Source organism: Cellulomonas timonensis (genome assembly GCF_900046455.1).
Classification (GTDB): domain Bacteria; phylum Actinomycetota; class Actinomycetes; order Actinomycetales; family Cellulomonadaceae; genus Cellulomonas_A; species Cellulomonas_A timonensis.
Map to the genome: position 1 here is coordinate 906747 of NZ_FCOT01000012.1, position 14508 is coordinate 921254.

A 14508-nucleotide genomic window follows, 5' to 3' on the forward strand; every position below is an offset into this window, starting at 1 on the left:
AGGCGGAGCGGGCCTGCGCCTTCCGGCCATCACAGTGCCACCGCGAGCGCGATGCCCGAGGGGGGTCGTTCCGGGGAGCGTGGGGGATGTCGCCGGGCCCCGGTCCCGGCGCCTGCATCCACTCGTAGGAAAGGCCGTCATCTGTGTTCGTCCCCTGGAAAGACCTGCGGTTCGCCAAGGGCCGCTTCGCCCTCATGGGGGTGGTCGTCGTCCTCATCACCGTGCTCGTCGGGCTCGTCTCCGGACTGACCGCCGGGCTCGCGCATCAGAACATCTCCGCCATCACCGACCTGCGCGCCGACCGGCTCGCGTTCACCGCCCCGGCCGACGGCGAGAAGGTCTCGTTCACCGACTCGCAGGTCGACGCCGCCACGTGGCAGGCGTGGGCCGACGTGCCGGGGGTGACCTCGGCGGAGCCCCTCGCCATCACGATGACGCGGGCGGCCGTGGACGGCGGCAAGGCCGCGAGCGTCGCCGCGTTCGGCGTCGAGCCCGGGTCGTCGCTGGCGCCTGACCGCCACGTCGCCGACGGCTCGGTGGTGCTCTCGACAGCCGCCGCCGACGACCTGGGGCTGGCCCCCGGGGACACGCTCACTCTCGCCGGTCGCCAGGTCGAGGTCGCGGCCGTGGCCGGTGACGACTGGTACAGCCACACCCCCGTGGTGTGGGCGAGCCTGGCCGACGCCCAGCAAGGTGGGGCCGCCGCCGACGGTGGCGCCCCGACGGCCACCGTCGTCGCCTTGACCACCGGCTCCGACGCCGATCTGGCCGCCGCCGACGCACGGCTCGGCACCAGCACCGTCACCACCGGCGACGCGCTGTCCGCGATCGGCTCCTACACCTCGGAGAACGGCTCGCTGCAGCTCATGCGGGGGTTCCTGTTCGCGATCTCCGCGCTGGTCATCGGTGCCTTCTTCACGGTGTGGACCATCCAGCGCAGCGGCGACGTCGCCGTGCTGAAGGCCCTGGGCGCCTCGACCCGGTACCTGCTGCGCGACGCGCTCGGGCAGGCAGTGGTGCTGCTGGTGCTGGGCACCGCCATCGGCTCGGCCATCGCGGCCGGTGTCGGGCTCGCCATCCGCGGCTCCGCGCCGTTCGTCCTCGACCTCAGCACGGTCCTCGTGCCCGCGCTCGTCATGATCGCGCTGGGCGCCGCCGGGGCTGGGCTGTCCATCCGACGGATCACGTCCGTCGACCCGCTGACCGCACTCGGGAGCGCACGATGAGCCTCACCCTGACCGATGTCACCCTCACCTACCCCGACGGCACGTCGCGCCTGACGGCCCTCGACCACGTGAGCCTGGACGTGCCCGCGGGCACGCTCACCGCCGTGGTGGGCCCGTCCGGCTCGGGCAAGTCGAGCCTGCTGGCCGTCGCCGCGACCCTTATCAGCCCCGACTCCGGGCGCGTCGTCGTCGCCGGCACGGACACCGCCGGCCTCGACCGTGACGCGCTCACCACGTTGCGCCGCGACCGCATCGGCATCGTGTTCCAGCAGCCGAACCTGCTGCCGTCGCTCACCGCCGCCGAGCAGCTCCAGGTCATGGCGCACCTCGCCGGGCACTCCCCCCGGGCCGCCCGGACCCGCGCGCTCGAGCTGCTCGACTCCGTCGGCATGGCCGACCTCGCCGACCGCCGCCCGCACCAGCTCTCCGGCGGGCAGCGCCAGCGCGTCAACATCGCCCGGGCCCTCATGGGCGACCCGGCGGTGCTGCTCGTCGACGAGCCCACCAGCGCGCTCGACCACGAGCGCGGCGCCGCGATCATCGACCTGGTGGTGACGCTGACCCACCGGCAGGGCGTCGCGACGGTGCTCGTCACGCACGACCGCGCGCACCTGGGCGAAGTGGACCAGGTGGTCGAGATGCTCGACGGGCGAGTGCGGCTGCCCGCGGCAGCGGCCTGAGTCTGCTGTTCGACGTCCCCGGGAGCGCTCACGCGAAGGGCGCTCCCGGGGACGTCGCGGGTTACCGTGCCACCGTGCGGAGACAGGCGGCTGCCCGAGGGCGAGCGAGGCGGGGCTGGCCCGCGCATGGCGCGCAGGCCGGTGGGCGCAGCGCGCGGAGTGCCGCCGTGGCAGCGCTCGGCGCCGCGGTGCTCGGAGCCGCAGTGCTCGCGGGCTGCACCGGGCTCCCGACGACGACTCCCCCGACCAGCGCGGACACCTCCGCTCCCACAGCAACGGCAACGCCCGACGCCGCACGGCCCACCGCCGACGAGATCCGCGCCCAGGGCGTCCCCCTCACCGCAGAGGGAGTGACGCTCACCGTGATGACCCCGGGAGCGACCCCCGACGCCGAGGCCCTCGACGACGGGTCGGCGCGGCTCACCCTCGACGTGCCGGACGGCTCGGCGGCGCCTGCGCTGGTCGTGACGCTCGCGGCGCCCTCGGGCAGCGTGTTCGAGGTTCAGGTGGACGGCTCGGTGGTGCTGCGCGCGGCGGACGGGTCGTTCGCCGGCGGCCTCGCGGCGCCGACCGCCCGAGCCTCGGAGGGCGCTGTGACGGCGAAGTTCTCCGCCGTCGCCGAGGACGTGCTCGACCTCACCGTCTCCTCGCTGACCGGCGACGCGACGTTGGCGGCGGGCTCCGCGACGCTCTGGCTCGGCGCCCGCATGCTCGACAGCCCCGCCGACTGGGGTGAGCGGGAGGGCGGCCGGTCGCTCGCGGTGCGGCCCACCGCGTGGGCGCGCGCCGGGGGCCTGGCCGCGCAAGAGGGCGTGTGGGCGGCGGTCATCGCGCAGGAGCCCGAGGCCGACACGAACGGGATGCGCGATCAGCTGCTCTGCCACGCGCTCGGGGCCCCGGACAAGGAGTCCTGGAACCTCGAGCCGTGGCGGCCCGACGTCGGCTCCTTCGCGACGCTCGCGGCCCGCTGCAACCCCACCTGAAAACTGCCCGCGCGCGGCAGGCCCGGCGTGGCACGCTCGGAGCATGGTGCCCACCGACCGGCTCGTGCTGTTCGCGCTGGCGAGCGTCTCGCTGATCCTCGTGCCCGGCCCGTCCGTGGGCTTCATCCTCGCGACGACGCTGCGGCACGGTCGCGCCTCGGGCCTCGCGGCCACCGCCGGGATCGAGCTCGGGTACCTGGTGCATGTGCTGGCCGCCGTGGCGGGGCTGTCCGCTGTGGTGGTGGCCAGCGCGAGCATGTTCACGGCCGTGAAGGTGGTGGGCGCGGCGTGGCTCGTGTGGTTGGCGGTGCGCTCGTGGCGGGCCAGGACGCCGGGCACCCTCGCCGACACCCGGGATCCGGAGGGCGCCAAGGGCGGGGCGAGATCGGCCACGTCGGCCGGGGCGTTCCGCGCGGGCCTGCTGGTCGGCGCGCTCAACCCGAAGACTGCTGTGTTCTACCTGGCGTTCCTCCCGCAGTTCGTCGTGCCCGCGGCCGGGCCGGTGTCCCTCCAGCTCCTCACCCTGGGCCTGCTGTTCATCGCGTTGGCGTGGGTGCTCGACTCGATGTGGGCGCTCGCGGGCGGAGCAGTGCGGCGGTTCCTGCCCCGGCTGCGGATGCGGGTGCTGGACCGGGTCTCGGCGGGCGTCTACGCGGCGCTCGCGGCGGTGACCCTCACCGCCCGACGTGTCGCCGCATGATCTGACCCGGGGTGGTGACGGCTACGGTCGTGGGCAACACCGGCGAAGGAGTGCTGTGCCCACCGACCCTGAGGTGACCGCGCATGAGCGCGAGATCACTGAGGCCGTAAATCTGTGCTTGCCCTCGGGCCGGCTGAACCCTGCGGCAGTGGGGTGGAGCCGCCGCCCGCTGCACCGCACGGAGTTGCGCGGCTGGGGCCGGGCCAAGCGGTGGGAGTACTGGGGGGTGATGACCCCGACGCATGTCATCGGGGTGACGGTGGCGAGCCTGGACTACGCGGCGCAGCACCAGGTGTGGGTGCTCGATCGCGCGACGGGCGAGGAGATCGACCACGTCGCTGTGGTCCCGTTCGCGCGCGGCGCGGTGCTGCCAGCAAGCCTGGGACTTGGCCCCGCGAGTGCGACCGCGCGCGGGTTGGAGATCACGCTCACGGAGGGTGACAGCCGCACGCTGCTGCGCGCCCGCACCGATCGGGTCGTGGTGGACCTGCTCTCGATGCCGGAGGAGGGCCACGAGAGCCTGGGCGTCGTGGTGCCGTGGAGCGACCGCCAGTTCCAGTACACCGTGAAGGACGTCGCCCGGCCGGTGACGGGGACGCTCGTGGTGGACGGGGTGGCCCATGACGTGCCCGACGGCGCCTCGTGGGCGGTGCTCGACCATGGGCGCGGCCGGTGGCCGTACTCGATGCGCTGGAACTGGGGCGCGGGCAGCGGCAGGGTCGACGGCGCCGTGGTGGGGGTGCAGGTGGGCGGCCGGTGGACCGACGGCACGGGCTCCACGGAGAACGCGCTGCTGCTCAATGGGCGGCTGCACAAGAACAGCGACGAGCTCGTGTGGGAGTACGACCGCGCCGACTGGCTCGCGCCGTGGCAGGTGCACGATGCCGGACGCGAGCGCGTGGACCTGGAGTTCACGCCATTCCACGAGCGCGCCTCGCGGATGAACCTGGGCGTCGTGGCAGGTGAGACCCATCAGTGCTTCGGCACGTGGGCCGGGTGGATGAGCACGGACACGGGCGAGCGGGTGCGCGTCGACGGGATCGAGGGCTGGGCCGAGGAGGCGCGGAACCGCTGGTGAGGCGCCTGTCCGCCACGAGGTTGTCGGTCCGACCCTCGCCGACCACCTGGTAACCTCACGGCATCATGCGCTCTCAGACCCTCACCACCACGTGCCTCCGCAGCTTCTCTGCGTCGAGCGCACGGTGTTGTCGCTGACCGCTTGCTGAGCGCGGGTCGCTGAAGCGACCCCCCGGCACTCCCCCGAGGCCCTCGCCTCACCCGCCGATCCGTCGGCATCCCTGACGTCCCCGCGCGCCCTCCTCCGATGATGCGGCGCGCGCCCGTCGCACCCCCTCTCCCGTTCCTGGCATCCCCAGGGCGGAGCCCTGTCTCTATACCACTTCGGCGGCGGCGGCCGACCTTACGCGGGTAGACCCGGGGGCGCCGGCGTCATGTGAGAGAAAAATATCATGCGCAGCACGCGACAGAGCTAGACACAGCGAGGCGATCCCGACTGTTCCCCGCCGCCGCGCTCGCCCTCGCCGCCTCCCTGGCGCTGGCGGCGTGCGGTGGTGGCTCCGGCTCCACTGACGCCGGCGGCTCCACGCCCGGCGCCTCCGAGGCCGAGATCGTCATCGGCTCGACGAACGAGCCCACCGGGCTGGTCCGCAATGTCGGCGGCTCCTCCGGCGTCTCGCAGACCATGACGCGCAACGTCTTCGAGGGCCTGACCTCGGTGGACGTCGACGGCGCCGTGATACCGACGCTGGCCGAGAGCTGGGACGCCTCCGAGGACGGCCTGACGGTCACGTTCCACCTGCAGACCGATGTCGTGTTCCACGACGGCACGCCGTTCACCTCCGCCGATGTCGCGTGGAGCATCTCGCAGGCCATCGCGCCGGAGTCGAAGAGCGCGCGCAAGGCCGACCTGTCGGTGATCCAGGACATCGCCACGCCCGACGACGCCACTGTGGTGCTCACACTGGCCCGCCGCAGCCAGGCGCTGCCGTTCTACCTGGCGTCCGTCACCATCGTGAAGGATGGCGACACGGAGCTGAGCAGCGACAACGGCACCGGCCCGTACCGGTTCGCCGAGTGGACGCAGGGCGACCACCTGACCATCGAGCGTTTCGACGACTACTGGGGCGAGCCGGCTAAGAACATCGGCGTCACGTTCCGCTTCTTCAAGGACACGACGGCGCTGAACAACGCGCTGCTCACCGGCGACCTGGACCTGGTCATCGCGGAGGACTCCCCCGACCAGCTCGTGCAGTTCGAGGGCAACCCGGACTTCACGATCACGGAGGGCACGTCGACGACCAAGCAGATCTGGACGTTCAACAACCGCATCGCGCCGTTCTCCGACGTGCGGGTGCGCCAGGCGCTGTACAAGGCGCTGGACCGCGACAAGATCCGCTCGGCCGTGTGGGACTCCTACGGCACGGTCATCGGCTCGATGGTGCCGCCCACCGACGACTGGTTCGTCGACCAGGCCGACGTGCACGCGTACGACCCGGCCGCGGCCAAGGCCCTGCTCGCCGAGGCCGGCGTCACCGACTTGGCGTTCTCCCTCGACTACGTCGCCGGGGACAACAACGAGACGATCGTGCAGCTCATCAAGGCGGACCTCGCGGCCGTGGGCGTCACGCTGAACCTCAACCCGATCGACGACGCGACCTGGTACCAGAAGATCTACACGGACAAGGACTACGAGACCACCCTGATGGGCCACGTGAACCCGCGTGACCTGGTCTGGTACGCCAACCCCGACTTCTACTGGGGCTACAACAACGCCGACGTCCAGCAGTGGGTCGCCGACGCCGACCAGGCCGCGACGACCGACGAGCAGGTCGCGCTGCTGCGCAAGGTCAACGAGACCATCGGCCTCGAGGCGCCGTCCGCGTGGCTGTACCTCGACCCGCAGATCCGCGTGGCCCGCTCCGACATCAGCGGCTTCCCGATCGACCAGGTGACGGAGTCCTTCTACGTCGCCGACATCGTCCGGGAGGGCTGAGCTGCTGATGGCCCGTCACCTGCTGCAGCGCGCGCTGGCGCTGCTGGTCTCGCTCGCGATCGCGGGCGTCGTCGTCTTCGCCGTGCTGCGGCTGCTGCCGGGCGACGCCGCCGGCACGTCGCTGGGCGTCGGGACCACGAGCGACCAGCTCGCGCAGCTCCGCAGCGAGCTCGGCACCGACCAGCCGGTCGGCGCACAGCTCTGGCAGTGGGTGACGGGCCTGGCCTCCGGCGATCTGGGCACGTCCTTCGTGTCCCGGATGCCGGTGGCCGACCTCATCGCGGCACGGCTCCCCGTCACGCTGCCGTTGAGCCTGGCGGCGTTCGTGCTGTCCGTGCTCATCTCCGTGCCGCTGGGCATCATCGCGGCGGTGCGGCGCCGTGGCGTCGTGGGCGTGGCCGTCTCCGCGATGGCCCAGCTCGGCGTCGCGGTGCCGGTGTTCTGGGTGGGCGTGATGCTCGTGTGGGTGTTCGCCCTCAAGGCGGGGGTGCTGCCCCCGGGCGGCTTCCCCCGGCAGGGGTGGTCCGACCCGGCGGCGGCGATCCGCTCGCTGACGCTCCCCGTCGTCACCGTCGCCATCGCCATGTCGTCGGTGATGGTCCGCTACGTGCGCTCGGCGACGCTGGACGTGCTCGACCAGGACTACCTGCGCACGGCCCGTTCGCTCGGGTACAGCCGCACCCGCGCGCTCGCCCGGCATGGGCTGCGCAACGGCGCCGTGCCGGTGGTCGCGATCCTCGGCATCGAGCTGGCGACCTCGCTGCTGGGCGCCGTCGTGGTCGAGAACGTCTTCGCACTGCCCGGCCTCGGCGCGCTGCTGCTCGACTCGGTGCAGGCGCGCGACCTGCCCGTGGTGCAGGCGCTCGTGCTGATCATCACGGCCGTCGTGCTGCTCGTGAACTTCCTCATCGACCTGACGCAGCAGGCCATCGACCCGCGGCTGCGCGGCGCCGCAGCCACGAGGGGAGCGGCCCGATGAGCACCGACCTGACCGCCGGGGCGGCGCTGACCCCCGACGACCTGTCCGGCCCCCGGCCCGACGCCCCCGCTCCGGCCCTCGCCGCCGGTCGCGCCGCGCGCCGCCGCAGCCCGTCGCTGATCGTGGGCGCCGTCCTCGTCGGACTCGTCGCACTGGTCGGCGTGGTCGCGACGTTCTGGACCCCGTACGCCCTCGACGCCACCGGCAGCGGCCCCCGTCTCGCGGGCCCGTCCGCGGAGCACTGGGCGGGCACCGACCGGTTGGGCCGGGACCTGCTCAGCCAGCTCATGGGCGGCGCGCAGGCCGCGATGGTCGTCGCCGTGGCCTCGGTGCTCGTCGCCACCGTGCTCGGCCTGACCCTCGGCATCCTCGCCGCCGCGACCACCCGCTGGCTCGACGTGGCCCTGGTGAACGTGGTGGACCTGCTCATCGCCTTCCCGACGCTGCTGCTCGCCATGCTGATCGTCACCGTGCGCGGCGCCTCGCTCACCTCCGCGATCGCGGCCATCGGCATCGCCGGCTCGGCCGTCATCGCGCGGGTCACCCGGGTCAACACCGCGCGGGTGCTGCGTGAGGACTACGTGACGGCCGCGAAGGCGTCGGGCACCGGCTGGTGGGGCACCATCCGGCGGCACGTGCTGCCGAACATCAGCCCCACGCTGCTGGTGCAGGTCATGCTGCTGGCCGGCTCCGCGATCCTCGCCGAGGCGTCGTTGTCCTACCTGGGGCTCGGCGCCCCGCCGCCGCAGGCCTCCTGGGGGCGGCTGCTGCGCGAGGCACAGGCCACGATGCTGGTGCAGCCGTGGGGCGCGATCCTGCCGGGCCTGGCCGTGGTGGCCACGGTGCTGGGCCTCAACCTGCTGGGCGACGGCCTCCGCGAACGCAACGACCCGAACCTGAGGGGTGACCGATGAGCCTCCTCGAAGTCCGCGACCTGACAGTCCGCACCTCCGGCGGGCGCACCCTGCTCGACTCCGTGAGCTGGTCCGTCGAGGCTGGCGGGCGGCTGGGCGTGATCGGCGAGTCCGGATCGGGCAAGTCGATGACCGCGCTGGCCGTGCTGGGCCTGCTGCCCGACGGGATGACGACGACGGGCCAGGTGCTGCTGGACGGCGTCGACCTGCTCACGCTGCCCAGCCGCAGGCTCGACCGCATCCGCGGCGCGCAGATCGCGATGGTGTTCCAGGAGCCGCTCACGGCCCTGGACCCGCTGATGACCGTGGGCCGCCAGATCGCCGGGCCGCTGCGCCTGCACCGCGGGCTGTCCCGAGCGCAGGCCCGCGAGCAGGCGGCGGCGCTGTGCCGCATGGTGCGCCTCGACGACTACGAGCGGATCCTCGGCTCGTACCCGTGGCAGCTCTCCGGCGGGCAGCGGCAGCGCGTCGCGCTGGCGATGGCGCTCGCGTGCGAGCCGCGCGTCCTCCTAGCCGACGAGCCGACGACGGCCCTCGATGTGACGGTCCAGGCAGAGGTGCTCGACCTGCTCGACGAGCTCGTGGACCGCACCGGCGTCACCCTCGTCTTCGTCTCCCACGACCTGCCGGTGGTCGCGCGGGTCGCGCGGGACCTGGTGGTGATGCGCGAGGGCCGGGTCGTCGAGTCCACCACCGTGGCCGACGCGTTGGCCGCCCCCGCCCACCCGTACACCCGCCAGCTCATCGACGCGGCCCGTGCCGTGACCCGGCTGCCGTTCACACAGGAGGCGATGTGAGCACCGCATCTGGCCTCGACACCGCGCCCGGGCCTGCGCTGGCGGCTCCGACGGGCGCCCCGCTGCTCGAGCTCGCGGGCGTCGGGCGCTCGTACGGCTCCGGGCCGCGCGCCACCACCGCGCTGGCCGGCGTGGACCTGGCCGTCCACGCCGGGCGCAGCGTCGGCATCGTCGGGGAGTCCGGCGCCGGCAAGTCCACGCTGCTGCGCCTGCTCCTCGCCCTGGACCGGCCGACCACCGGGGAGGTCCGCTACCGCGGCGAGCCGCTCGCCCACCGCAACCGGGCCGCCGTGCGCCGGTTCCGGCGCGACGTGCAGATCGTCTTCCAGGACCCGCGCTCCTCGCTGGACCCCCGGATGACCATCGGGGACGTCATCGCCGAGCCGCTGCGCTCGCTGCGTATCCCCGGCGACCGCCGCGCGCGCGTCGCCGAGGTGCTCGGCTGGGTGGGCCTGGAGCCCGACGCGGCGACCCGGTACCCGGCGCAGTTCTCCGGCGGGCAGCGGCAGCGCATCGCCATCGCCCGCGCGCTGGCGCCGTCGCCGTCGGTGCTGGTGGGCGATGAGCCGGTCAGCGCCCTGGACGTGTCCGTGCGGGAGCAGGTGATGGACCTGCTGCGCCGCCTGCGCGCGGAGCTGGGCCTGACGCTCGTGCTGGTCAGCCACGACATCGCCGTGGTCGGCCAGCTCTGTGAGGACACCGTCGTGCTGCACGACGGCCGCGTCGTCGAGGCCGGGACCACCGAGCAGGTGCTCACCCGCCCCCAGGACCCGTACACCCAGCGGCTGCTCACAGCCGTGCCGCGCCTTCCCTGACCGCCCGCGTTTCCCGTTGACCCGGCGGGCGCCCACGCCAAGACTGCCCGGGTGGACCATGAGACGCCGCTGACCGGCGGCAACACGACAGCCGGCGTGGTGCGCGCCGGCGACACAGTGCGCCGCACGGCGGGCCCCTGGACGCCCGCCGTGCACGCCGTGCTGACCCGGCTGGCCGACGTCGGCTTCCCGCACGCGCCCCGCTCCCACGGCCTCGACGACCAGGGCCGCCACGTCGTCGACTTCATCCCCGGCCCGATGGCGCACCCGACGAGCCCGGGCGTCACGCCGCCGGACCTACGCGAGGTGGGACGCGTGGCCCGGGACCTGCACGACGCGCTCGACGGCTGGACGCCGCCCAGCGACGCGCAGTGGCACACCGCGATCGCCCCCGACGGCACCGACCTGGTGATCCACCACGACCTGGCGCCATGGAACCTGGTGCTGGCCGACGATCGGCTCGTGCTGATCGACTGGGATGGCTGTGGTCCCGGCACGCGCGGCTGGGACCTGGCCTATGCGGCCCACGGGTTCATCCCGCTGTCACCGGGCGGCCCCGGGCCGTCGGCGTCGGGTGACGCGTTGCGTGCCCTCGCCGACGGCTACCGACTCGACGAGGCCGGGCGCACCCGGTTGGCGGACCTGCTGGCGCCCCGCGCGTGGAGCATGTTCGACCTGCTGGAGGGCGGCCATCGCACGGGCGCCCAGCCGTGGTCACGGCTCTGGGATGAGGGCCACGGCGGCTACTGGCGTGCTGACGCCGAGTGGATCGAGGCTCACGGCGAGGTGCTGCGCCGCGCCCTGGGCGTGGGCTGAGGCCAGGCGTCGAGCTCGCCGTCAGTGCAGCAGCTCGATCCAGTTCGGCGGCACGTTCCCCGCAGGGCCGGGGACGGGCTGGCCCGACGGGTGGTGCGTCGGCGCGGCCAGCGGCGGCCCCTCGAAGAAGCCCTCACGCGGGTAGTCCCAGAACCACTCCTCGCCCGGCTCATACGACTGGACGATCGGGTGGCCGGTGTCATGGTGGTGCCCGGTGGCGTGCTGGGCCGGCGACGAGTCGCAGCAGCCCACATGGCCGCACTCCGCGCAACGCCGCAGGTGGAACCACCAGCCGCCGGACTGCAAGCACTCGACGCAGCCAGGCCCGCTCGGCGGGACGGTGGTGTCGATGCCGGGGATCGCTGGCTCGCTCATGTCTCAGCCTCCTGCGGGTGACAGCACTGGCGTCTCCTTCGAGGCTAGGCGCAGCCGCCGGGCAGGGCGCGGCAACGGCCCCGCGCATGGTCTCGCGCGGGGCCGTTGCCAGGGCTGGCGCCGTCAGGCGGGCGTCGCCTCCGCCGGGATGGCGTCGCCGATCGGGTTCGCGTGCTCCGTCACCGGCGGCGTCTTGGCGATCTTCGCCGCGGGCGACTGCTTCTCCGGCAGTGGCGCGTCGGCGGAGGCCCGCTGGGCCCGGTAGTACGCCCGTGCCTCGTCCTGGCGCTCCCGCTCGGCGCCGGAGGCGATGGGCGCGCGCACGTGCTCGGGCCCATACCCGAACGCGTCGACGAGTTCCTGCGCATGCGGGCGCAGCCGCCGCAGCAGCCGGTCGATGTAGGAGGTGACGGTGCGCGCGCGGCCTGCCGACAGGCGCCCGTGGATCAGGTACCAGGCGAGGTTCCGCTCGATGACCGAGAGGCCGAACAGGTCGCGGAGCCAGACCAGCACCCGCTTGGTCCCCGGGTCCTCCACCTGCTCGATCCCGGCGGTGAAGGACTCCCACAGGATCAGGTCCACGTGGGCGCGGGCCATCTCGATCAACTCGTGCTGGTGCTGGTTGAACAGCTCGGCGGCCTGCTCGCGGGGCGCCTTGGTGGCGGGGCGCAGCGCCTGGGCGACGTCGGCGACCATCGTGTCGACCCGGTCGGCGAGCAGCGCGTGCTGGGTGTCGGCGTCGCGCAGCTGGCCCGCGGAGCGGCGCGCGTCGCCCACATCGGTGATGGTCTGCACGGCCCGCAGCAACGGGGTGCGGTGCAGCGCCGCCGACGCGGCCTGCCCGGCGACGAACCTGGCCACGCCGCCCGCGTCGAACTTGGCGAACTCGCGGCCGTAGTCGGCCAGCAGCCGCTTCGCCACGAGCTGCAGCAGCACCGTGTTGTCACCCTCGAAGGTGACGTACACGTCCAGGTCGGCGCGCAGCGACGTGAGCCGGTTCTCGGTGAGGAACCCCGCGCCGCCGCAAGCCTCCCGCGCCGTCTGGAGCGTGGTCAGCGCCAGCCAGGTGGAGGCCGGCTTGAGCGAGGCCGCGAGCGTCTCCAGGTCCTGGCGCGCCTCGTCGTTGTCCTGGCGGCCGGAGAAGACGGCGTCGAACTTCTCGAGCAGCACCTCATGCGCGAACGACGCCGCGTACGTGTCGGCGAGCAGCGGGAGCAGGCGGCGCTGATGCTCGCCGTAGTCGAGGAGGACCGTCTCCTCGGTGTCCGAGGCTCCGGTGAACTGGCGGCGCTCGTTGCCGTACCTCACCGCGATGGCGAGCGCGACCTTCGCCGCGTTCACGGCTGCGCCGTCGAGGGAGACGCGGCCCTGCACCAGGGTGCCGAGCATCGTGAAGAACCGGCGGCCGGGGCTGGCGATCGGCGAGGAGTACGTGCCGTCCGCAGCCACGTCGCCGTACCGGTTGAGCAGGTTGGCCCGCGGGACGCGCACGTTGTCGAAGTGCAGCCGGCCGTTGTCGATGCCGTTGAGCCCGCCCTTGAGCCCGTCATCCTCGCCGCCGATGCCGGGCAGGAACTCGCCGGTCTCCGGGTCGCGCAGCGGTACGTACAACGCGTGCACGCCGTGGTTGACGGCCGGCGCGCCCGGGGCGGCGGTGATGAGCTGGGCGAAGACGACGGCGGCCGTGCCGTGCAGCGCCGCATTGCCCAGGTAGTCCTTCCACGCCGCACGGAACGGGGTGTGGAGCACGAACTCCTCAGTCGCCGGGTCGTAGGTCGCGGTGGTGCCGATGCTCGCGACGTCCGAGCCGTGGCCGGTCTCCGTCATGGCGAACGCCCCCGGGACGTCGACGCTCATCGCCGCGGCGAGCAGCCGCTGGTGGTGGTCGGCAGTGCCCAGGTGCATGATCGCGGAGGCGAACAGGCCCCACTGCACCCCGGCCTTGATCTGCAGCGACGGGTCGGCCACCACCAGCTCCTCGAAGCGGGAGATGCTGCCGCCGTGGTCGTCACGGCCGCCCAGCGCGGTGGGGAACGCGCGGAGCACGTCGGCCTCACGGGCCAGGGTGCGCAACTGGTCGAGCACGCGGGCGCGGTGCTCGTCGAGGCTCAGGCCCTCGATGCGCTGGAAGCGCTCGTCGCCCGCGACAGCGCGGGCTTGACGGCGGAGCTCGGCATACGGGCCGAGCAGGACGGCGGCGAGCCCCTCGACGTCGACCGTGGGGTCGTCGGACGGGATCGCGCGGGCCGGACGGGCGGAGCTGGCGGTCATCGGGACTCCTCCTCGCGCTTATACCCATTCGAAGCCGCCGACCAAGCTACGCGGCTTGTCGTTGTTGTACGCGCACCCTGCTCGCATGATGCCGCCGTCAAGCCCGCGCTGTCGCGGGCGACGAGCCCGACGGGGCCGGCCCAGAGCCAGGCGGAGATCTGTGCGGTGACGGCCTCGCGGTCGGGGTTGCCGGGCTGGCCGCGTTGCGCGAGCCAGCGCTCGCCGGCGCCGCGCACGAATCCGACGGCGCCGGCGGCCCAGGCCTCGACGAGCGCCCGCTGGGTGGCCTCGGCGTCGGTCTCGGCGGTGGCCGCGACTGCGTCGTCGGGCCGCACGGCGGGGCCGGGCTCGTCGGGGAGCCCGCGCAGGGACGGCGCCGCGACGAGGTGGGTCACCGAGTCGAGGAAGTGGCCGAGCGGGCCGCCGGACTCCACCGAGCCGTCGCGGGTGACGAACGCGTACACGTGCGGGGAGGACTCGATCATCTCCAGGTAGACGGCGACCATCGCGCGCAGCCCCTCGCGGGGGGTGGGCGCCACGCGCAGCACGCCTTCGAGGGCGCCCTGGATCTGCAGCACGACGGCTTCGGCGACGGCGATCTGCAGGCCGGTCTTGTCCGCGAAGTACCTGTAGACGATCGACTTGGAGGTGCCCGCGGCGGCCGCGATCTCCTCCATCGAGACGTCGGGGCCATGGTGGTGGACGGTCTTGCGGGCCACGCGGACGAACTCGGCGCGGCGGGGCTCGCGGGGGTCCGCCCCGCGGGGCGAACGACCGTCAGGCGACGTGTCGGGCGAGGTGTCGGGGCCGAGGATCGCCGGCGTGGGCCGGTCTCCGGGGCGCGTGGAAGGGGCGGCGGCGCCTGTCGCCTGCCGCAGCAGAGCCGGTGTGGCGCCCGTCGCCGTCGACGGGGCAGGTGTGATCTGACTCACGAAACCG

At 73.5% G+C, this 14508-nt stretch carries 14 protein-coding genes; 11 read left to right on the forward strand and 3 right to left on the reverse strand.

Features of this window, described 5'->3' with window-relative positions; translation table 11 throughout:
- The first annotated feature begins 143 nt into the window (after positions 1-143).
- The 11 genes from BN3788_RS12650 (at position 144) to BN3788_RS12700 (ending at position 10923) form a co-directional block, all read left to right on the forward strand.
- On the forward strand, positions 144-1226 hold the full coding sequence (locus BN3788_RS12650; protein WP_066586503.1) for an ABC transporter permease: 1083 nt from the start codon (positions 144-146) through the stop codon (positions 1224-1226).
- Positions 1223-1906, forward strand: coding sequence for an ABC transporter ATP-binding protein (locus BN3788_RS12655; RefSeq protein WP_066586506.1), 684 nt, complete (start codon positions 1223-1225; stop codon positions 1904-1906). The genes BN3788_RS12650 and BN3788_RS12655 overlap by 4 nt, the downstream gene beginning before the upstream one ends.
- Before the next feature lie 167 nt (positions 1907-2073).
- Entirely contained in the window at positions 2074-2889 is an 816-nt protein-coding gene (locus tag BN3788_RS19535; RefSeq protein ID WP_066586509.1) for a DUF2599 domain-containing protein, read from the forward strand.
- A gap of 43 nt (positions 2890-2932) precedes the next feature.
- Entirely contained in the window at positions 2933-3589 is a 657-nt protein-coding gene (locus BN3788_RS12665) for a LysE family translocator (protein ID WP_066586512.1), read from the forward strand.
- Positions 3590-3644: 55 nt separating this feature from the next.
- Positions 3645-4667 (forward strand): DUF2804 domain-containing protein, encoded by a 1023-nt coding sequence (locus tag BN3788_RS12670; protein ID WP_199824778.1) that lies wholly within the window; start codon positions 3645-3647, stop codon positions 4665-4667.
- 375 nt (positions 4668-5042) lie between these two features.
- Entirely contained in the window at positions 5043-6602 is a 1560-nt protein-coding gene (locus BN3788_RS12675) for an ABC transporter substrate-binding protein (protein ID WP_234346635.1), read from the forward strand.
- A 7-nt stretch (positions 6603-6609) separates the two neighbouring features.
- Positions 6610-7581 carry an ABC transporter permease gene (locus tag BN3788_RS12680; protein ID WP_066586514.1) on the forward strand — a complete coding sequence of 324 codons (972 nt, stop codon included), beginning with the start codon at positions 6610-6612 and terminating at the stop codon, positions 7579-7581.
- Complete coding sequence (locus tag BN3788_RS12685) at positions 7578-8495, forward strand: ABC transporter permease (protein ID WP_082812856.1); 918 nt, start codon at positions 7578-7580, stop codon at positions 8493-8495. Before BN3788_RS12680 ends, BN3788_RS12685 begins: the two co-directional genes overlap by 4 nt.
- Positions 8492-9292, forward strand: a complete 801-nt coding sequence (locus tag BN3788_RS12690; protein WP_066586517.1) for an ATP-binding cassette domain-containing protein — start codon at positions 8492-8494, stop codon at positions 9290-9292. The genes BN3788_RS12685 and BN3788_RS12690 overlap by 4 nt, the downstream gene beginning before the upstream one ends.
- A gap of 62 nt (positions 9293-9354) precedes the next feature.
- Positions 9355-10107 (forward strand): ABC transporter ATP-binding protein, encoded by a 753-nt coding sequence (locus BN3788_RS12695; protein WP_108723854.1) that lies wholly within the window; start codon positions 9355-9357, stop codon positions 10105-10107.
- Between the two features lie 51 nt (positions 10108-10158).
- Positions 10159-10923: a phosphotransferase gene (locus BN3788_RS12700; RefSeq protein WP_199824779.1), complete on the forward strand. Its 765-nt coding sequence runs from the start codon at positions 10159-10161 to the stop codon at positions 10921-10923.
- 21 nt (positions 10924-10944) lie between these two features.
- Here the strand turns inward: BN3788_RS12700 and BN3788_RS12705 are convergent, their stop codons facing one another.
- The 3 genes from BN3788_RS12705 to BN3788_RS12715 all read right to left on the reverse strand — a co-directional run bounded on the left by BN3788_RS12705 (position 10945) and on the right by BN3788_RS12715 (position 14501).
- Entirely contained in the window at positions 10945-11298 is a 354-nt protein-coding gene (locus BN3788_RS12705) for a UBP-type zinc finger domain-containing protein (RefSeq protein ID WP_066586518.1), read from the reverse strand.
- 123 nt (positions 11299-11421) lie between these two features.
- Positions 11422-13569 (reverse strand): acyl-CoA dehydrogenase family protein, encoded by a 2148-nt coding sequence (locus BN3788_RS12710; protein WP_066586520.1) that lies wholly within the window; start codon positions 13567-13569, stop codon positions 11422-11424.
- Complete coding sequence (locus tag BN3788_RS12715) at positions 13566-14501, reverse strand: TetR/AcrR family transcriptional regulator (protein ID WP_315969763.1); 936 nt, start codon at positions 14499-14501, stop codon at positions 13566-13568. Before BN3788_RS12715 ends, BN3788_RS12710 begins: the two co-directional genes overlap by 4 nt.
- Positions 14502-14508: the final 7 nt, after the last annotated feature.